Origin of the sequence: Streptomyces sp. R-74717, assembly GCF_047305335.1 — a bacterium.
GTDB lineage: Bacteria > Actinomycetota > Actinomycetes > Streptomycetales > Streptomycetaceae > Streptomyces > Streptomyces atratus.
The window spans coordinates 3,942,430-3,960,899 of sequence record NZ_CP102361.1; the positions used below are offsets into that span (position 1 = coordinate 3,942,430).

Sequence of the window (18,470 nt, forward strand, 5' to 3'; positions counted from 1 at the left end):
TCAGAATGACCAGCGTGCCTTTCCTGTTGCTGATCGAGGACGACGATGCCATCCGCACGGCCCTCGAACTCTCGCTGTCACGCCAGGGCCACCGTGTGGCCACCGCGGCGACGGGAGAGGACGGCCTGAAACTGCTGCGTGAGCAGCGGCCGGATCTGATCGTGCTGGATGTGATGCTGCCCGGCATCGACGGTTTCGAGGTGTGCCGGCGCATCCGGCGTACCGACCAGCTGCCGATCATTCTGCTGACCGCGCGCAGCGACGACATCGACGTCGTGGTCGGGCTTGAGTCCGGTGCCGACGACTATGTGGTGAAACCCGTGCAGGGCCGGGTGCTCGACGCCCGGATCCGGGCGGTACTGCGCCGAGGCGAGCGCGAGTCCACCGACTCCGCGTCCTTCGGAAACGTGGTGATCGACCGCTCCGCGATGACCGTGACCAAGAACGGCGAGGATCTGCAGCTCACGCCCACCGAGCTGCGACTCCTCCTGGAGCTGAGCCGCCGGCCGGGCCAGGCCCTGTCGCGGCAGCAGCTGCTGCGGCTGGTCTGGGAGCACGACTACCTCGGTGACTCCCGGCTCGTGGACGCCTGTGTGCAGCGGCTGCGCGCCAAGGTGGAGGACGTACCGTCCTCACCGACCCTGATCCGTACCGTTCGGGGTGTGGGCTACCGGCTGGATTCGCCTCAGTGAGCGACGCCGCCAAACGGAGCCTGCTCACCGGGCTTCGCTGGACCAGTCTGCGCCTGCGTCTCGTCGTCGTGTTCGCGCTGGTGGCGCTGACCGCCGCAGTGTCCGCCTCGGGGATCGCGTACTGGCTGAACCGCGAGGCCGTACTGACGCGTACCCAGGACTCCGCGCTCGGGGACTTCCGCCAGGAGATGCAGAACCGAGCGGCCTCGCTGCCGCTGCGTCCCACCAAGGACGATCTGCAGAACGCCGCCGTGCAGATGGCGAGCAGCTCGCCCGGCTACAGCGTGCTGCTGGTCGACGAGCGCGACACCGGCAAGCCGATCGTCGGCAACTCCGATCTGGACACCTTCACGCTCGACAACGTGCCGCTGTCGCTGCAGAAGGCGGTCAACAAGAAGCAGCCGGTGGAGGCGGGCAACAAGTACGAGTACCACCTGTTCTGGCAGCGGGTCAGCATCCGCGGTACGCCGTATCTGGTGGGCGGCACGAAGATCATCGGCGGTGGCCCGACCGGCTACATGCTGAAGTCGCTCGACCAGGAGCGGCAGGATCTGAACTCCCTCGCCTGGTCGCTGGGGATCGCCACGGGGCTCGCCCTGGTCGGCTCGGCGCTGCTCGCGCAGGCCGCCGCGACGACCGTGCTGCGGCCCGTGCAACGGCTCGGTGACGCCGCGCGCAAGCTCGGCGAGGGCAAGCTCGACACCAGGCTCGTGGTGTCCGGCACCGATGAACTCGCCGATCTCTCCCGTACGTTCAACAGAACCGCGAGTTCGCTGGAGAAGAAGGTCGCGGACATGAGCGCGCGGGACGAGGCGAGCCGGCGGTTCGTCGCCGACATGTCCCACGAACTGCGCACCCCGCTCACCGCGTTGACCGCCGTCACCGAAGTACTGGAGGACGAGGCGGACAGCCTGGACCCGATGATCGCGCCCGCGGTGCATCTCGTGGTGAGCGAGACCCGGCGCCTCAACGACCTGGTGGAGAACCTGATGGAGGTCACCCGCTTCGACGCGGGTACGGCCCGGCTCGTCCTCGACACGGTCGATGTCGCCGACCAGGTCACCGCCTGCATCGACGCCCGCGCGTGGCTGGACGCGGTGGACCTGGACGCCGAGCGCGGCATGATGGTCCGCCTCGACCCGCGCCGGCTCGATGTGATCCTGGCGAATCTGATCGGCAACGCGCTCAAGCACGGCGGTTCGCCGGTACGGGTCTCGGTACGGACCGAGGGCGACGAACTCGTCATCGAGGTCCGCGACCACGGCCCCGGTATCCCCGAGGACGTCCTGCCGCACGTCTTCGACCGGTTCTACAAGGCCAGCGCCTCCCGGCCGCGCTCCGAGGGCAGTGGTCTCGGTCTGTCGATCGCCATGGAGAACGCACACATCCACGGCGGTGACATCACGGCCTCGAACTCGCCGGACGGCGACGGCGCGGTGTTCGTACTGCGCTTGCCGCGCGATGCCGAGCCGCTCACCCGTTCCGCCGGGGATCACGACACGGGGGTTCAGGACGAGGAGGGCGACGCGACGTGATGGGCAGCAACCGCCGGGCACACCGTTCGGCCGTGGCGCTGGCCGGTGCCGCGATCACGGCCGTGCTGGCCGCGGGCTGCGGGATCAGGACCACCTCTGTGCCGGTGGACGCCGGGGCCGCGCCGTCCCAGGTGCCGTGCTCGATGTCCGCGGAGGACGTCGCCACCCAGGCCCTCCAGGGCATCCCCGTACAGATCTATCTGGTCTGTTCCTCGCAGCTGGTCACAGTGGACCGTACGGTGCAGGTCGGCGATACGAAGTCGGACCGGGTCCAGGTCGCGCAGGCGCTCCTGGACGAGCTGGAGCAGAAGCCGCCCGTCGATGAGCGGCAGGCCGGGTTCTCCACGGCCGTCCCGGCGACCCTGCAGATCAGCGCGGCCCGCCACGGCGACCGGCAGGGCACGCTGCGGCTCAGCGAGCAGCCGGAGGACCTGCCCTCCGAGGCTCTGGCGCAGATCGTGTGTACGTACGCGGAGAGCGAGTCGCTCGCACCGGACGGCACGGTGGTGCTGGGCGGGCCGGGGAACTATGCGCCGCGTGGGTATCTGTGCACCTCGGAGACGAAGGCCAGGCCGAAGGCGGCACCGACGCTGGGGGCGGGGACCGGGGCCTGAGCGAGGGTCGGGGCGCCCGACGGCCGGTTCTGCTGTCTTTCCGGCTGGGTCTGTCGCCGTCACGGCTGAGATCCGGGTTCGTCGGGCCGGGCGGAACCGATCCTGCCGCCCGGCGCGTCTTGGGGGGCGTGCGTCAAGGTTCGGGCAGTCAAGCTGTCATCCGCTTCCGCGCGGCCGGGATATCCCTCCTCCTCGCGCATCTGCTGCTTGTCGGGTGGCTGACGCTGCGCCCGCTCGATGTGCCATGGATGACCGCCTCGAATCTTCAACCGTTCGCCGGTATCAGAGCGGACCTGTCCCTGGGCCCGGTCGAGGCCGCCCGCCGGATCGGTGAGGGGCTGCTGCTGCTCGCCCCGCTGGGTGTGCTGCTGCCGGTGGCCGGGGGCCGGCTGTTCGTCTCCCCGTGGGCCTCGCTGGCCCGTACCGTCGCGGCGGGGGCGCTGATCTCGCTGGCCATCGAACTGGCGCAGACCGGGGTGCCGGGGCAGGTCGTCGACGTCGACTCGCTGCTGCTGAACACCACCGGTGTGGCGCTCGCCCATCTGCTGGTCGTGCCCATGGGCCGGGCGCGGCTGCGCCGCAGGAACCAGCAGCGGGTCAGGGCGTTGCCCCACCCCAGGGACGAGGCGGCTCAGGGATCGACCCCGACGATTCCCAGGGTCGGTATCGCACCGTAGAGCGACGCTTTGCCCCTGTTCGCCGGGCGACCATGGATGCATCGGGAGCACGAAGGAGCTGCTCCCTCAGCAACGGTTCGCGAAGGAGCTCACCATGGCCGCACTTGCCCGCCCCCGTGACGGACGCATGATCGGCGGAGTGTGCGCAGCGCTGGCAAGGCGCTTCGGCACCTCCGCGGGAACCATGCGCATCATCTTCCTGGTCTCCTGCCTGCTGCCGGGGCCGCAGTTCCTGCTCTACCTGGCGCTGTGGGTGCTGTTCCCGTCCGAGAAGACGCCGTCCGCCGCCTGGTGACCCGCGTACGCACAACACGCCTGTGGGGCGGACACCCGGTTCGGGTGTCCGCCCCACAGGCGTGTGTACGGGGGCTCAGCCGCCGAGCGGGAGACCGTTGGTCGACAGGCCGCTGGTGCTCAGGCCGCCCGCGGGCAGACCACCGATCAGACCCTTGACCGGGGTGGCGGCGTCACCGACGAGCTTCTGCCGGCCGGTGCCGAGCAGCTTGGTGGCCGTGTCCTGGGCCGGCAGGGTCCGGGTGGCGTTCTCCACCGCCGAGCCGGCGACCGGCAGGGCAGTGGCCGCGGCGTCGGCCGGCAGCACGGTGGCGGATGCGGTCCCCGCGGCGGCAGCGGCGAAAGCGGCACCGAGAGCGGCGACGCCGAGAGTCCTGACAGCAGACTGCTTCATGTGAAATTCATCCTTGGGGAAGGGGATGTGAGCGGCTCTGAAACGTAGTCAGCCCACTGCCCGTCCCGCAAACATGCCGACACGCGGAAAACGGCCGGGGTTTCGCAGTCCCGGCCGTTTCCCGCGGAGGTGTGGTTCAGCCCGCGGAAGAGGAAGGCACGCTGGTCGCAGCGGTCTGCTCGAAGAGCCACTCGGACTTCAGCTCGGCATATCCGGGCTTGATCACGTCATTGATCATCGCCAGACGTTCATCGAAAGGAATGAATGCCGACTTCATCGCATTGACGGTGAACCACTGCATGTCATCGAGCGTGTATCCGAAAGTCTCGGTCAGCTTCTCGAATTCATGGCTCATGCTCGTACCGCTCATCAGCCGGTTGTCCGTGTTCACGGTGGCCCGGAAATGCAGCTTCCGCAGCAGCCCGATGGGGTGGTCGGCGTACGAGGCGGCGGCGCCGGTCTGGAGGTTGGAGGTAGGGCACAGCTCCAGCGGGATGCGCTTGTCCCGTACGTAGGAGGCGAGGCGGCCGAGCTTCACACCGCCGTCCTCGGCGACCTCGATGTCGTCGATGATGCGGACGCCGTGACCGAGCCGGTCGGCGCCGCACCACTGGAGCGCCTGCCAGATCGACGGCAGGCCGAAGGCCTCGCCCGCGTGGATGGTGAAGTGGTTGTTCTCGCGCTTGAGGTACTCGAAGGCGTCGAGGTGCCGGGTGGGCGGGAAGCCGGCCTCCGCGCCCGCGATGTCGAAGCCGACGACACCCTGGTCCCGGTAGCGGTTGGCGAGCTCGGCGATCTCCAGGGAGCGGGCGGCGTGCCGCATCGCGGTGAGGAGGGCACCCATACGGATGCGGTGCCCGTCCAGGCGGGCCCGCTGCTCGCCCTTGCGGAAGCCCTCGTTGACCGCCTCGACGACCTCTTCGAGGGTCAGCCCGGCCTCCAGGTGCTGCTCCGGGGCATACCGCACCTCGGCGTACACGACACCGTCCGCGGCCAGGTCCTCGGCGCATTCGGCGGCCACCCGGACCAGCGCGTCGCGGGTCTGCATGACGGCGCAGGTGTGGGCGAACGTCTCCAGGTAGCGCTCCAGCGATCCGGAGTCGGCCGCCTCGCGGAACCAGATGCCGAGCTTGTCGGGCTCGGTCTCGGGGAGTCCGTCGTAGCCGCTCGCGAGGGCGAGGTCGACGATCGTTCCCGGGCGCAGGCCGCCGTCGAGATGGTCGTGGAGAAGAACCTTGGGGGCACGCCGGATCTGATCCTGGCCGGGCACATGGAGGGTCGGGCTCATCATCTGGGCACTCTAACGCCTACGCGCGTAGATTGTCGCTTGCCGATACGTAACAGTGACCGCGAATACGGGTGGAGTACACCTGTCCTTCTGACACTGTTCTGTTATGGCACAGCGCGCACTCCCCCTGCCTGCTGCGAGGCTGGGACGGGCCGTCAGGACGGCCGGAGCACCATCTGCGGTCAGCGGCGTGGTTCTGCTGCTCCCGGACGGCGAGGCCGACTCGCATCGCCGCCCCTCCCCCCTCTCGTACGCCCTCCAGCTTCCGCTGGCCCGGACCCTGGCCCGCGCGGGCCGGGAGGACGGGCTCACCGCGCATGTCGTGCGCTACCGCTGCCGCGGCTGGAACGCGACCGACGCGCAGCTCGCGGCGGACGCCCGATGGGCGGTGGACGAGGTCGTACGACGCTACGGCGACGTGCCCGTCTGCCTCGCCGGCCACGGTATGGGCGGCCGCGCCGCCCTCCGCGCGGGCGGCCACGCGGCGGTCAACTCCGTGCTGGCGATGGCCCCTTGGCTGCCCGAGAACGTGACGAGCGAGCCGGAACCGGTGAAACATCTGCTCGGCCGGCAGGTCCTGCTCGTCCACGGTACGAACGATGCCCGCACCGACCCCGAACTCTCCTTCCGCCTGGCCGAACGCGCCAAGAAGGCCAACCGCGACACCTGCCGCTTCGAGGTCCACTCGGACGGCCACGGTCTGCGCCAGCACCGGGCCGAAGTGGTGGCCCTGGCAACGGACTTCGTCCGCGGATCGCTCTTCGGCCGGGCATACGCCCGCCCGGTCGCCGATGCCCTGGCGGCGCCGCCACCGCTGGGGTTGCGGATGCCGCTGGCCGCGGGGTTCGGGAGATCACTGAGGGACTGAAGAGGCCGGGGCGGGTACCGGCCCGTGGAGCGGGTGCGCGGTGATCGCAAGGACGGCTGGACGGCGACCGCCTGTCCGGCAGCCCGTCGGCTGAGCCCAGGCAGTGCAGCACTGTCTGGGCCTGCTCACTCGTGACCTGCGCTCAGCTAACGGGGGTGGGGCGGGCTGCTGATGTCGGCAGCCACCAGGCCGTGTCCCGCAGGTCGTGTGAGTGAGCGACCCTTCGGCACCCGCCCGGCGCGAGTGGAACCGGGGCGTTCAGCTGCCCCGTCATCCCCCGGAGAGCATTTGACCTGCGGTTTCAGGAACGGTGAGACGACAGTTGTTGGACGAGATGGTGTTCCGCAGCGAAGACGTGTCGGCGGCGGACCGGTTCAACTACTGGACCGAGCTCTTGGGCCGTACCCATGCGCCCATGGACCTGCGCAGCGACCACACCGACGACTTCCAGGCCTCCCAGCGCGTGCTGGACCTCGGTGCCGTCACCGTGTGGTCTGCCACGTTCCAGCCGCTGGTGTTCCGGCGCACGCCGAAGCTGATCCGGCAGTCCGACCCCGAGGCATACCACTTGTCACTCGTCGTACGCGGGAGCGGGGCGGGCGTGTGGCGGCACCGGGAGACCGAGTACAAGCCGTACGACCTGTTCATCAACTCGTCGTCGCTGCCGAACGACGTCTACAGCACCGGCGACCTGGTCCAGACTGTGGCGCTGGAGGTTCCCAAGGCCCTGCTGCCACTGCCTCGCGACATGGCCGGCCGGATCGTCGGAGCGCCGGTGTCGGCCCGGGAAGGCATGGGTGCCCTGCTGGCACAGTTCCTCACCCGGTTGATCGCGGACTCGGCCGCGTACCAGCCCTCCGACCGGTCGCGGCTGGCCTCCATCGCGACCCCGCTGGTCGCCGCGCTCTTCGCCCATCTGCTCGAAGCCGACGACTGCCTGCCCCCGGAGACGCACCAGCGGGCCCTCACCTTTCGCATCCAGGCGTTCATCCGAGAGCACCTGCACGACCCGCATCTCACCCCGAGCACCATTGCCGCCGCACACCACATCTCCACCGGCTACCTGCACCGCCTCTTCCAGGACGCAGACGCCACAGTCGCCGCGTGGATACGCCGCCTGCGCCTGGAGGCGGCCCACCGCGACCTCACCGACCCCGCGCTCCGCACCACCCCCATCCACGCCATCGCCGCCCGCTGGGGATTCCCCCGCGCAGCCGACTTCAGCCGCGCTTACCGCGCGGCCTACGGCACCACGCCCAAGGACCACCGGCACCAAGCCCTCCACGACCGCGAGTGAACCCATTGCGAACGCAGTTGTGCACTCAGTGCTAACGACCTGGCCGCCTCACGTAGGCATCCTGGAGGACGTCCGTGACGGAAAGTGGGCCCGGTCGTCCCGCTGGGTTGTCGAACCCGTTCTGGCCCGAACCCGAACCCGGACTGTTCACCCCGCCCAGCCCGCACCGGTCACCCTTTACCCCAAACCATCCCGCGACCTGACGAACTATCACCACATATCCACTCAAGAAAAATCGATCACACTTTGCATCGATTTCACCGATGAATCGGGGTACGGCCACATGATTGCCAAGCAACGGGACCGTCGCAGAGGACGGATCACAGCGGCGCTGGTCGCCCTGTCCTCGTTGGCGGCGCTGATATCGGGCGCCCAGCAGGCGGTCGCCGCCAACGACCCCGCCAAGATCGAGGACGCGGGCAGGCCGTTCAAGAGCGAGGACGCGTCCGGCTTCGCTCTCCATCCGCGGGAGATGCCAGGTGTTGACGAGGGCCAGACGGCACGCTCGGTGATCGAGGGGGCCGAGGCGAAGGGCGTCGTGACGCGGGTCTCCCCGCTGAGCGTCGCCCAGTCGAAGCAGCACATCGGCCGCTCCCTCTGCCACACGACCGGCATCAACGGCACGTTCAAGTACAACGGCTTCTGCTGGGACGAGACGGACGACAAGACCAATGCCTGGGCCAATGGCTGGCATCCGCAGGGCTTCACCGCCTCCCACGACGCGGACCCGAGCGGCACGGTCGACGGCCACCACCTGTACATGGCGACCTGGTACTACGGCGTCGGGGACGGGGACAACGACCGCAACAAGAAGGCCCGCGTCTCCATCCTCGAATCGACCGGCACGGAGCGGACCTACGGGCACGTCCTGCTCGTCCAGCCCACCGGCAGCCGGGCCAACCCCCAGTTCACCTCGGTCGACGACATCCACGCCGACGGCATGGTCTGGTACGGGAACAGGCTGTTCGTGGCCAACGGCGGCGAACTGCAGATCTACGACCTCGACCACCTGTGGAAGGTGAACTCCCTCTCCGATAAGTCGGGCATCTCGGGCGGCACGTCCTCGGCCGAATACCACCAGTGGGCCCTGCCCATGGTCGCCCGCTACTCGAACCGCACCAAGGCCCAGCAGGACGCGGCCGAGCCGGCCGATCGCTCCGATATGAACTGCGACGGAGCCATAGCGTGTCTGAGCTCCTTGAGCCTGGACCGCAGCACGTCACCGCCGCGCTTGGTCTCCGGGCGGTACGGGAATGCCGAACGTACCCCCCCTGTGGACGTGATCCGCTGGCCGATCGAACACCTCGGTGAGGGCGGTACGTCCCCCGTCAAGGCGGAGGCCGCCTACGCCGCTCCTGTCCACGGCTTGCAGGGCGTGGCCACCGACGGCACGTACTACTACATGTCAGCCATGTGCGACACGGGCCACATGGGAGTCACCAACCCCGCGAGCAAAGACGCCTACTACTGCATCTGGCAGGCCAAGCCGAACGGCCCCGTATCGATCCTCACCCGCACGCCGCCCCTCACCCAGAACCTGTCCTTCTCGTTCTCCTCGGGCCGCCTGTGGGGCATGAACGAGCGCAACGGCAAGCGCGTCGTCTTCTCCCTGCTGCCACGGATGGCCGACAACTACCAGTACCTGTACAACGACTACAGCAAGCTGTGCTCGGGCGTCGGCAGCAAGATCGAGAACAGCAGGCCGGTCATCCAGTGGGGCTGCAACAACGCCCAGGACGAGCGCTGGGTGTTCGAGGAGACCAAGGACAACAACGGCAACCCCGCCTACTTCATCCAGAACACGCACTCCGGCAAGTGCCTGGGCACCGGCAACAGCCTGGCCGACGGCAAGGGCATGATCCAGTACACCTGCAATACCAAGGTGGACGAGAAGTGGTGGTACGACCAGGACACCCACGAGCTGCGGAACGTCTACTCGGGCAAGTGCCTGGGCCTGGGCTCCGCTGCCCAAAAGGGCAGCCAGCTCATCCAGTGGACCTGCAACGGCTCACAGGACGAGCGCTGGACCATCTCCAGGACCGCCCCCAACGTGTGACTTGAACACTCGCCTCTGACGGCCCGCCGGGAAACCCGGCGGGCCGTCGCGTTCCCGGAGATGGTGTACAGCGCCCCGCCCCGTTCAGTCCGGCAGCAGATGGCCCCGGCGCGACAGCAGAAAGCGTTTGAAGGCGGCCACCGGCGGGGTGTCCGGGTGGCCGTCCAGCCAGGCGACGCCGATCTCGCGGGCCGCCCTCGGTGCCGTGACGGTGAGTTCCACGACACCGGGGCGGGCCACCGCGGGTGGTGGCAGCAGGGCCACGCCGAGGCCGGCCGCGACCAGGCCGCGCAAGGTCTCCGCCTCCTCACCCTCGAAGGCGACACGTGGCGCGAAGCCCGCCTCCGCGCACAGGTCGTCGGTGATCCGCCGCAGGCCGTACCCGGGTTCGAGGGTGACGAACTTTTCGTCGGCGGCCTCCGCCAGTCGGATGCGGCGGCGCGAGGCGAGGCGGTGGTCCTCGGGGACGACGAGGCGCAGCCGCTGTTCGTCGAGGCGGCGGGCGACCAGATCGGGGGCGTCCGGGACGGGTGAGGTGAGGCAGAGGTCGAGGCCGCCGGACCGGAGGCGTTCGATCATCGCCTCGCCGTAGTTCTGCACCAGCTGGAAGCGGACCCGGGGGTGGTCGACGCGGAAGGCTCGGATCAGGGCGGGCACGGTCTCGGACCCCATGGTGTGCAGAAAGCCGAAGGCGACCTTGCCGGTGGCCGGGTCGGCGTCTGCCCGTACCGAGTCGGCGGCCTTCTCGACCTCGGCGAGGGCCCGCTCGGCGGAGCCCAGAAAGGTGCGGCCCGCGGGGGTGAGGGAGACGGTTCGGCCCTTGCGGGCGAACAGGGCGACTCCCAGGTCCTGTTCGAGCCTGACCATCGACCGCGAGAGCGTCGACTGCGGGACGCCGAGCTCGTGCGCGGCGCGGGTGACGTGCTCGTGGCGGGCCACCGCCTCGAAGTGTGCCAGCCGCGGCGCGAGGACTGCGCGAATGTCTTCTTCGTAACTACTGGGTGACAGCCGTGGCTGTGAGCTGCGTTCATGCACCATGGGAACGATTATGACGAGTTCATGCATTGGACGCATGAAACCGGGAGTCCTACTTTTGAACCATGCCTCCTGCCAGTACCGGGGCGTCCACCCTCACCGTGGCCGCCTCGCCCCAGCCGTCCCCCGTCGCCGCCGCTGTCCCCACCGCCGCCCCTGCCGCGCCGGACCGTCTCGAACCCGGCCGCCCCGGCTACCGCCGGATGAGCTTCGCGCTCTTCGCCGCCGGTGTCGCGACCTTCGCTCTCCTCTACTCCACCCAGGCCCTGCTGCCCGCCGTCTCCGCCTCCCTCGGCGCCACGGCCGGACAGGCCAGCTGGACGGTCTCCGCCGCGACGGGCGCGCTGGCGCTGTGTGTGCTGCCGATGAGCGCGCTCTCCGAGCGGTTCGGGCGGCGGCAGATGATGACCGCCTCGCTGACGGTCGCCGTACTGGTCGGGCTGCTTGTGCCGTTCGCGCCCTCGCTGGGCTGGCTGATCGCGCTGCGCGCCGTCCAGGGCGCGGCGCTGGCCGGACTGCCCGCATCCGCGATGGCGTATCTGGCGGAGGAGGTACGGCCGAAGGCGCTGGTCGCCGCGATCGGACTGTTCGTGGCGGGCAACAGCATCGGCGGGATGAGCGGCCGTATCCTCACCGGCTGGGTCGCCCAGCTGTGGGGCTGGCGGGCGGCGCTCGGCGCGGTCGGGCTGCTGGCCGCGGCCTGCGCGGTCGTCTTCCACTTCATGATCCCCCGGGCCCGGCACTTCACCCCCGGTTCGCTGAACCCGAAGGCACTCGCGAAGACCGTGGGCGGGCACCTCGCCGATCCGCTGCTGCGCCGGCTGTACGCGATCGGCGCACTGTTCATGACGGTGTTCGGCGCGGTCTACACGGTGATCGGCTACCGCCTGGTGGAGGCGCCGTTCAACCTCCCGCAGGGGGTCGTCGGCTCGATCTTCCTGGTCTATCTCGTCGGTACTGTCTCCTCCGCCGCGGCCGGCCGGCTGGTCGCCCGGCTCGGCCGACGGGGCGCGCTGTACCTGGCCGTCTCCACCACGGCCGCCGGTCTGCTGCTCTCGCTCGCCGACCAGCTGGCCGCCGTACTCCTCGGCCTGGTCCTGATCACGGCGGGCTTCTTCGCCGGGCACGCGGTCGCCTCCTCGTCCGTGAGCCGTACGGCGACGAAGGGACGTGCCCAGGCGTCGGCGCTCTACCAGTCCGCGTACTACCTGGGCTCCAGCGCGGGCGGCACGCTCGGCGCGGTCGCCTTCCACGCCGGGGGGTGGGCCGGGACCGTATCGCTGGGGCTGCTCGCGGTCCTCGGCGTCGTCTCGATCACGCTGTACGGCACGCGAGCCGCACGCGCCGAGCGTCGCCGGCTCGTGCCGGTGGCGTCCGTACAGAACTGAGCCGGGCGCCCGTACAGAACTGAGACATACGACGCACAACCATCCACTCCCCGACGCGCGTCTAGCAGGCGGAAGCACCTCACGGCGCGCGAAGGGGAGTTGGCGTACATGAGAGTCGCAGGGAACATACGAGGGGTCCGGACGCGGCGCGCACTCGCGCTGTCCGTCGCCGGTCTGATGGCGGCGCCCGCCCTCGTCCTGGGCACCGGCGGATCCGCGCAGGCGGCGTCCTGCACGACGTCCACCGGGCCGTACCAGAAGCAGGTCGAGAAGTATCTGCACCGGCCGGTCGACGGCAAGCAGTCGGCCGCCGACTGCAAGGCGATCCGGTCGTTCCAGCGCACCTACGGGGTCACCCCGGACATCGGTTACGCGGGGCCGGTCACCTGGCGCACGATGAAGACGCTCACGGCCCAGAAAGCGGCCGGCAAGAACCCGAACAAGGACAAGAAGTGCCCCACCAACAAGGGGCGCATCGCGTGTGTGGACCTGACCCGGCAGCTGAGCTGGATCCAGGACGGCAGCAAGCTGAAGTTCGGTCCGGTGCCGATCCGCAGCGGCCGCAACGGATACGAGACCCGCACCGGGTCCAAGAAGATCTACATGCGGCACATCAACCACGTTTCGTCGATCTACCACGTGTCGATGCCGTACGCCCAGTTCTTCGACGGCGGACAGGCGTTCCACTCGGTGGGCCTGAAGATGTGGAACCCGCCGGGGTCGCACGGCTGCGTCAACATGCGCGGCGCCGACGCGAAGTCGTACTGGAATCTGCTGAAGAACGGCGACGACGTGTACGTGTACGGACGCAAGCCCGGAACGTGACCGGAAGGTGTGCCGCTACGGCACTTCCCGCCCCCGTTGTCAGTGCCCTGCTGTAGCTTCCGAAGTGCTGAAATGAGTGGCGTCACAGCGCAACAGGGGTGGAGCGATGAGTGATCAGACAGCGACGGCGGACCTCGACAGCCGGCTGGAGGGACACCGGGTCGAGCTGACCGGCTACTGCTACCGGATGCTCGGCTCGGCCTTCGAGGCGGAGGACGCGGTACAGGACACGCTGGTGCGTGCCTGGCGCAACTTCGAGAAGTTCGAGGGGCGTTCCTCGTTGCGGTCCTGGTTGTACCGCATCGCCACCAACGTCTGTCTGGACATGCTGAACGCGGGCAACAAGCGGGCCCGTCCCGTCGATCTGACGGGCCCGACGCCGCTCGCCCAGGCGGCGCTCAACCCGTTGCCGGAGAACACCTGGCTGGAGCCGATGCCGGACGGGCGGATCCTGCCGTCGGTGGCCGACCCGGCGGAGGCCGCGGTGGCCCGGGAGTCGGTGCGACTCGCGTTCGTCGCCGCGTTGCAGCATCTGCCGCCCAAGCAGCGGGCCGTACTGATCCTGCGCGAGGTGCTGGCCTGGAAGGCGAGCGAGGTCGCCGAGCTGCTCGAAACGTCGGTCGCCTCGGTGAACAGCGCCCTCCAGCGGGCGCGCGCGACCCTCGCGGACCATGAAGGTCTGACCGCCGACACCGCCGATCCGCTCGACGAGGAGCAGCGCAAGCTCCTCGATCGGTACGTCGCGGCCTTCGAGGGGTACGACATGGCGGCGCTGACCGCGCTGCTCCATGAGGACGCCGTGATGACCATGCCGCCGTTCGACCTCTGGCTCCAGGGGCACGACGACATCACCGGCTTCATGCGGACCATCGGTGCGAGCTGCGAAGGCTCACGGCTGGTGGCGACGGCGGCGAACGGCACCCCGGCGTTCGCGCACTACAAGCCGGATCCGGACGGGCCGGGGTTCGTGCCGTGGGCGGTGCAGGTCATCGACGTCTCGGAGGGCTCCATCACGGGGATGCACTGCTTCCTGGACACACCCCGCTGGTTCCCGCTGTTCGGTCTGCCGGATCATCTCGACGCCGACGCGGCATGAGGCGCGGCGTACGGAACGTGCTGGTGACGGGCTGGGTGGTGCTCGCGGCCGGTGGCTGGGGGCTGACCCAGTGGCTGGGTGAGCCCGTCGCCATCGACGGGCCCACGCCCGGGACCGTCCGGACCACAGCGCCCGGCGGTGAGCCGGGACCGCAGCCGGAGAACGGCTGCGACGACGCGACCTTGTCCTTCAGGGCGTCACCGTTCCCCACAGCGACGGCGGTCCCGGACATCGGCGTGGTCAGACAATCGGTCTGCGCACGGTTGAAGGGACGGAGCCCGGCGGGCCCGAGCGGGGACTGAACGTCGGGCGGGGCAGGAACGGACGGGGGCGCGCGCTCCCCGAAACACCGCCCCTTCAGGCCTCGTTCCCCGCAGCCCCGCACCCCACGTCCACCACATCGGCCAGCCCCACCAGGTCGAGCAGGCTCTGCAGTTCGGGTGGCACATTGCGCAGCCGCAGCCGCCTGCCGCCCGCACGGCGTGCGACGAGCCCCAGCCGCGCGATCGCCTCGACCAGGACCAGATCCGCCTGTACGACCCCGCCCACGTCACAGTCCACCCCGGCGCCCGGGTCGCGGACGGCGCCCACGGGGTCGTAGAGCAGTGACTCCAGCTCGGCACAGAGTCCCGGCACGGCGGCCAGCGTGACGCGGCCGGTGACGACGAGAACGATCGGGGTCATGGCTTCCACATCAGGGAGACCGGAGCGGCGGCCGAAACTCATCGCTGCCCGCATCCGCACTCTCGCCGCCCGACCGGCGCCCCGGCCCGGTGCACTCCCGTACCCGCCCAGTAGCTGCTCCCACCCGCCCCTCGGCCGCCCGGCCGGTAAGGAGCCAATGGATCAACTTCCGTCAACTCCCTTGATCTGTGCGGTTTCTGTGAACCCTTTCGCTCAATTCCCCCTCTAGGTACGTGAACCGGTCGGTACCGGCGTCCCATCGGTACCGACTGACCAGTGGCCCCTCAGGGGGCCGCCTGATTCTCCAGGGGGAGAGTTGCGCAGACACGTGAGAAACGCGTGTGTTTCGACCATTGCCACGGCGGCCGCCGTGGCGCTCGCAGCCGGGATGACCACCCCGGCCGTGGCACAGCCCGGCACCGCCCGGCCGACAGGCGCCAAGTCCCTGTCCCAGCACCGGCTGACGCTCATCACCGGCGACCGCGTCACGGTCGACGCCAAGGGCCGGGTCCTGAACTTCCGTCCCGCCAAGGGGCGCGAACACATACCCGTGCAACGGCAGATACGCGACGGGCACACCCTGCTCGTCCCGGCCGACGCACACCGGCTGATCAGCTCCGGAAAGCTGGACCGCCGGCTGTTCGACGTCACCGAGCTGAACCGTGCGGAGAACCGCAGGGCCCAGAAGGCGGGTCTGAAGCTGATCGTCGCCTACCGGGGTGCCCAGGCGGCGGCCGCGAAGGCGGAGGTCCGTGACGCGGGTGCCACCCGGGTCGACCGGACCCTGAAGTCGCTGAACGCCGAGTCGGTGACCACACCGGAGCACGACGCCCAGGACGTCTGGCAGGCACTCACCAGCAAGCCCTCGCACGGCGCCCAGCGCACCACGGCCGCCGGCATCGACCGGGTCTGGCTGGACGGCGTGCGCAAGGCGAGCCTCGACAAGAGCGTGCCGCAGATCGGCACACCGGCCGCCTGGAAGGCCGGTTACACCGGAAAGGGCGTCAAGATCGCCGTCCTGGACACCGGTGTGGACACCACCCACCCCGATCTCCAGGGCCAGATCCTCGACACGAAGAACTTCACCTCGTCGCCCGACACCAAGGACCGCGTCGGGCACGGCACGCATGTGTCCTCGATCGCGGCCGGTACGGGCGCCAAGTCGGGCGGGAAGTTCAAGGGCGTCGCCCCGGACGCCAAGCTGCTCGAGGGCAAGGTGCTCGACGACGACGGCTTCGGCGACGACTCCGGCATCCTGGCCGGCATGGAATGGGCGGTCGCGCAGGGCGCCGACGTCATCAACCTGAGCCTCGGCGGCGGCGACACCCCCGAGATCGATCCGCTCGAAGCGGCGGTGAACAAGCTGTCGGCCGACAAGGGCGTTCTGTTCGCCATCGCGGCGGGCAATGAGGGCGACGGCGCCGGCACGGTCGGCTCGCCGGGCAGCGCGGACGCCGCACTGACCGTCGGCGCGGTCGACGACAACGACAAGCTGGCCGACTTCTCCAGCCGGGGCCCGCGCGTCGGCGACGGCGCGATCAAGCCCGATGTCACCGCCCCCGGCGTGGACATCACGGCGGCGGCCGCGCCCGGCTCCGCCATCGACCAGGAGGTCGGGCAGAACCCGCCGGGCTATCTGACGATCTCCGGTACGTCGATGGCGACCCCGCACGTCGCGGGCGCCGCGGCGCTCCTCAAGCAGCAGCACCCGGAGTGGAAGTACGCCGAGCTCAAGGGCGCGCTCACGGCCTCGACGAAGCCGGGTGCGTACACACCGTTCGAGCAGGGCTCGGGCCGGATCGCCGTCGACAAGGCGATCGCGCAGACCGTCGTCGCCGACCCGGTCTCGGTGAGCTTCGGTGTGCAGCAGTGGCCGCACACCGATGACACCCCGGTCAGCAAGAAGCTGACGTACCGCAACCTCGGTACGACGGACGTCACCCTCGACCTCGCGGTCACGGCCACCGGTCCGAAGGGCAAGCCCGCCCCGGCCGGCTTCTTCACCCTCGGCGCCGACAAGGTGACCGTCCCCGCGGGCGGCACCGCCGACGTACCGCTGACCGTGAACACCAAGCTCGGCGGCACGGCCGACGGCTCCTACTCCGCGTACGTCGTCGGGACCGGCGGCGGCCAGACCGTCCGCACCGCGGCCGCGGTCGAGCGCGAGATCGAGTCGTACGACCTCACGGTCAAGACCATCGGACGTGACGGCAAGCCCGCCAAGTTCTACGACTCCTCCCTCTACGGACTGTCCGGCCAGGCGCGCGACGTGTGGCGGAACCCGACGGGCGACGGCGGAACGGCGAAGGTGCGCGTTCCCAGGGGCGGTTACACGCTCAACTCGGGCGTCTACATCGACCCGGAGGACTACACCAAGGGCACCGACTGGCTGTCCCAGCCGAACCTGAACATCACGAAGAACGTCACCGTGACGTTCGACGCGCGCAAGGCGAAGCCGGTGAACTTCACCCTGCCCGCCACCGGCACGAAACCCCAACTGGCCACGTCCGACCTCCAGTTCGGGAGCAAGAACAACTCCTACACCTACGGCTGGCTTCTGGGCACCTACCAGAACTTCCATACCGCGCAGGTCGGCCCGAAGGTGACCGACGGCTCGCTCTCCCAGTACTGGTCCGGCACCTGGAGCAAGGGAGCCTCGACCCGGTACGACATCGCGCTCGGCGGTCCGGTGACCCAGGCTGCGACCGGCTACAGCCGCAAGTTCACCTCCAGCCAGCTGGCCAAGGTGAGCATCGGTCTCGGCTCTTCCGTCAAGGGCAAGACCGGCGAGCTCTCGGCAGGGGGCTCGCTTCCCGGATTGCTCGGCAGTTGGGCGTCCTGGACCGAGCAGAAACTCCCCGGTACCGCCACCGCCTATGTCTCCACCGCCGACAAGGCGAAGTGGACCTTCGACTTCAACCAGGACGGCGAACTCGACGAGGACGGCTACCCGGCGACCGACGCGCGGTACTCCCTCGGTGACCCGCAGACCCTCAAGGCGGGCAAGACCTACACGAAGAAGGTCAACACCGCGGTGTTCGGCCCCGCGGTCGGCTCCGGCTACGGGATCTTCCGCGACGGCAACGAAATCACCTGGGAGCTGCCACTGGCGGCCGACGGCAGCGGCAACATCGGCTGGTCCACGTACAGCTCGGTCAAGACCGTGCTGTACCGCAACGGCAAGAAGCTCGCCCAGAACGCGGACCCGCTGGAGGGTGGCACCCCCATCGCCGTGCCGTCCGCTGCCGCCGACTACAGGCTGACGACCTCGGCGCAGCGCAGCTCCAAGGTCTCGGCCGTCTCCACCCGGATCGACGCGAGCTGGACCTTCCGGTCCAAGAAGACCGCCCGCCCGACTCTGCTGCCGGTCTCCACGGTCCGCTTCACGCCCAATGTGACGCTGGACGGCAGGGTGACGGCCGGAAGGACCGCTTCCGTGCCGGTGACGGTACAGGGTGCGGCCGCCGGTAAGAACCTCAAGTCGCTGGCGGTGTACGTCAGTTACGACGCCGGCAAGACCTGGAAGAAGACCACGGTCAAGTCGGGCAAGCTCTCCGTGAAGAACCCGGCCAAGGGCAAGTCCATCTCCTACCGGGCCGATGTCACGGACAAGCAGGGCAACAAGTCGTCGGTGTCGATCTACCACGCTTACTTCGGCAAGTAAGCGAGCCGATAGGCGCACCGACCGCATGAGAACGGCCCGCCGGGACGGATTCCTCCGCCCCGG

Annotated in this window: 17 protein-coding genes; 13 read left to right on the plus strand and 4 right to left on the minus strand. The window is 69.4% G+C overall.

Going from position 1 to position 18,470, the window contains the following annotated elements:
* The first annotated feature begins 14 nt into the window (after positions 1 to 14).
* The 5 genes from afsQ1 (at position 15) to NRF20_RS17765 (ending at position 3,813) form a co-directional block, all read left to right on the plus strand.
* Complete coding sequence (afsQ1, locus tag NRF20_RS17745; RefSeq protein WP_176729344.1) at positions 15 to 692, plus strand: two-component system response regulator AfsQ1; 678 nt, start codon at positions 15 to 17, stop codon at positions 690 to 692.
* On the plus strand, positions 689 to 2,227 hold the full coding sequence (locus tag NRF20_RS17750) for an ATP-binding protein (protein WP_398632094.1): 1,539 nt from the start codon (positions 689 to 691) through the stop codon (positions 2,225 to 2,227). The genes afsQ1 and NRF20_RS17750 overlap by 4 nt, the downstream gene beginning before the upstream one ends.
* Positions 2,224 to 2,841, plus strand: coding sequence for a hypothetical protein (locus tag NRF20_RS17755; protein ID WP_398632093.1), 618 nt, complete (start codon positions 2,224 to 2,226; stop codon positions 2,839 to 2,841). Before NRF20_RS17750 ends, NRF20_RS17755 begins: the two co-directional genes overlap by 4 nt.
* 128 nt (positions 2,842 to 2,969) lie before the next feature.
* Positions 2,970 to 3,518: a VanZ family protein gene (locus NRF20_RS17760; RefSeq protein ID WP_398632092.1), complete on the plus strand. Its 549-nt coding sequence runs from the start codon at positions 2,970 to 2,972 to the stop codon at positions 3,516 to 3,518.
* A gap of 94 nt (positions 3,519 to 3,612) precedes the next feature.
* Entirely contained in the window at positions 3,613 to 3,813 is a 201-nt protein-coding gene (locus NRF20_RS17765) for a PspC domain-containing protein (RefSeq protein ID WP_114246256.1), read from the plus strand.
* 75 nt (positions 3,814 to 3,888) lie between these two features.
* On the opposite strand, the gene NRF20_RS17770 is transcribed toward NRF20_RS17765, so the two are convergent.
* Together NRF20_RS17770 and NRF20_RS17775 are read right to left on the minus strand one after the other, a co-directional pair.
* Positions 3,889 to 4,206, minus strand: a complete 318-nt coding sequence (locus NRF20_RS17770) for a hypothetical protein (protein WP_398632091.1) — start codon at positions 4,204 to 4,206, stop codon at positions 3,889 to 3,891.
* Positions 4,207 to 4,342: 136 nt separating this feature from the next.
* A complete protein-coding gene (locus NRF20_RS17775) occupies positions 4,343 to 5,497 on the minus strand; it encodes an adenosine deaminase (protein ID WP_398632090.1) in 1,155 nt (384 codons plus the stop codon).
* Positions 5,498 to 5,600: 103 nt separating this feature from the next.
* Between NRF20_RS17775 and NRF20_RS17780 the strand changes: the two genes are divergently transcribed.
* From NRF20_RS17780 to NRF20_RS17790, 3 genes are all read left to right on the plus strand, one after another.
* Positions 5,601 to 6,362: an alpha/beta hydrolase family protein gene (locus NRF20_RS17780; protein WP_398632089.1), complete on the plus strand. Its 762-nt coding sequence runs from the start codon at positions 5,601 to 5,603 to the stop codon at positions 6,360 to 6,362.
* 322 nt (positions 6,363 to 6,684) lie between these two features.
* A complete protein-coding gene (locus NRF20_RS17785) occupies positions 6,685 to 7,659 on the plus strand; it encodes a helix-turn-helix domain-containing protein (protein WP_413754570.1) in 975 nt (324 codons plus the stop codon).
* A 283-nt stretch (positions 7,660 to 7,942) separates the two neighbouring features.
* Positions 7,943 to 9,715 (plus strand): RICIN domain-containing protein, encoded by a 1,773-nt coding sequence (locus NRF20_RS17790; RefSeq protein ID WP_398632088.1) that lies wholly within the window; start codon positions 7,943 to 7,945, stop codon positions 9,713 to 9,715.
* An 84-nt stretch (positions 9,716 to 9,799) separates the two neighbouring features.
* Here NRF20_RS17790 and NRF20_RS17795 read toward each other — a convergent pair whose 3' ends face one another.
* Positions 9,800 to 10,753: a LysR family transcriptional regulator gene (locus NRF20_RS17795; RefSeq protein WP_398632087.1), complete on the minus strand. Its 954-nt coding sequence runs from the start codon at positions 10,751 to 10,753 to the stop codon at positions 9,800 to 9,802.
* 62 nt (positions 10,754 to 10,815) lie between these two features.
* Between NRF20_RS17795 and NRF20_RS17800 the strand changes: the two genes are divergently transcribed.
* The 4 genes from NRF20_RS17800 to NRF20_RS17815 all read left to right on the plus strand — a co-directional run bounded on the left by NRF20_RS17800 (position 10,816) and on the right by NRF20_RS17815 (position 14,361).
* Complete coding sequence (locus tag NRF20_RS17800) at positions 10,816 to 12,138, plus strand: MFS transporter (RefSeq protein WP_398632086.1); 1,323 nt, start codon at positions 10,816 to 10,818, stop codon at positions 12,136 to 12,138.
* A gap of 108 nt (positions 12,139 to 12,246) precedes the next feature.
* Positions 12,247 to 12,963 (plus strand): L,D-transpeptidase family protein, encoded by a 717-nt coding sequence (locus tag NRF20_RS17805; protein ID WP_398632085.1) that lies wholly within the window; start codon positions 12,247 to 12,249, stop codon positions 12,961 to 12,963.
* A gap of 106 nt (positions 12,964 to 13,069) precedes the next feature.
* The gene (locus NRF20_RS17810; protein WP_398632084.1) at positions 13,070 to 14,059 is read left to right on the plus strand and encodes a sigma-70 family RNA polymerase sigma factor; all 990 of its coding nucleotides are present in this window, start codon (positions 13,070 to 13,072) and stop codon (positions 14,057 to 14,059) included.
* Positions 14,056 to 14,361 carry a hypothetical protein gene (locus tag NRF20_RS17815; RefSeq protein ID WP_398632083.1) on the plus strand — a complete coding sequence of 102 codons (306 nt, stop codon included), beginning with the start codon at positions 14,056 to 14,058 and terminating at the stop codon, positions 14,359 to 14,361. The genes NRF20_RS17810 and NRF20_RS17815 overlap by 4 nt, the downstream gene beginning before the upstream one ends.
* A 55-nt stretch (positions 14,362 to 14,416) precedes the next feature.
* Here the strand turns inward: NRF20_RS17815 and NRF20_RS17820 are convergent, their stop codons facing one another.
* Positions 14,417 to 14,785, minus strand: a complete 369-nt coding sequence (locus NRF20_RS17820) for an STAS domain-containing protein (RefSeq protein ID WP_398632082.1) — start codon at positions 14,783 to 14,785, stop codon at positions 14,417 to 14,419.
* A gap of 328 nt (positions 14,786 to 15,113) precedes the next feature.
* Between NRF20_RS17820 and NRF20_RS17825 the strand changes: the two genes are divergently transcribed.
* Positions 15,114 to 18,407, plus strand: a complete 3,294-nt coding sequence (locus tag NRF20_RS17825) for a S8 family peptidase (RefSeq protein ID WP_413752878.1) — start codon at positions 15,114 to 15,116, stop codon at positions 18,405 to 18,407.
* The last annotated feature ends 63 nt before the right edge of the window (positions 18,408 to 18,470 follow it).

What these genes read in the sequence shown, in the direction of transcription:
- NRF20_RS17765 (WP_114246256.1), top strand. Translation starts at nt 3,613, where the DNA reads ATGGCCGCACTTGCCCGCCCCCGTGACGGACGCATGATCGGCGGAGTG.
- NRF20_RS17770 (WP_398632091.1), bottom strand. Translation starts at nt 4,206, where the DNA reads ATGAAGCAGTCTGCTGTCAGGACTCTCGGCGTCGCCGCTCTCGGTGCC.
- NRF20_RS17775 (WP_398632090.1), bottom strand. Translation starts at nt 5,497, where the DNA reads ATGATGAGCCCGACCCTCCATGTGCCCGGCCAGGATCAGATCCGGCGT.
- NRF20_RS17780 (WP_398632089.1), top strand. Translation starts at nt 5,601, where the DNA reads ATGGCACAGCGCGCACTCCCCCTGCCTGCTGCGAGGCTGGGACGGGCC.
- NRF20_RS17790 (WP_398632088.1), top strand. Translation starts at nt 7,943, where the DNA reads ATGATTGCCAAGCAACGGGACCGTCGCAGAGGACGGATCACAGCGGCG.
- NRF20_RS17795 (WP_398632087.1), bottom strand. Translation starts at nt 10,753, where the DNA reads ATGGTGCATGAACGCAGCTCACAGCCACGGCTGTCACCCAGTAGTTAC.
- NRF20_RS17800 (WP_398632086.1), top strand. Translation starts at nt 10,816, where the DNA reads ATGCCTCCTGCCAGTACCGGGGCGTCCACCCTCACCGTGGCCGCCTCG.
- NRF20_RS17805 (WP_398632085.1), top strand. Translation starts at nt 12,247, where the DNA reads ATGAGAGTCGCAGGGAACATACGAGGGGTCCGGACGCGGCGCGCACTC.
- NRF20_RS17810 (WP_398632084.1), top strand. Translation starts at nt 13,070, where the DNA reads ATGAGTGATCAGACAGCGACGGCGGACCTCGACAGCCGGCTGGAGGGA.
- NRF20_RS17815 (WP_398632083.1), top strand. Translation starts at nt 14,056, where the DNA reads ATGAGGCGCGGCGTACGGAACGTGCTGGTGACGGGCTGGGTGGTGCTC.
- NRF20_RS17820 (WP_398632082.1), bottom strand. Translation starts at nt 14,785, where the DNA reads ATGAGTTTCGGCCGCCGCTCCGGTCTCCCTGATGTGGAAGCCATGACC.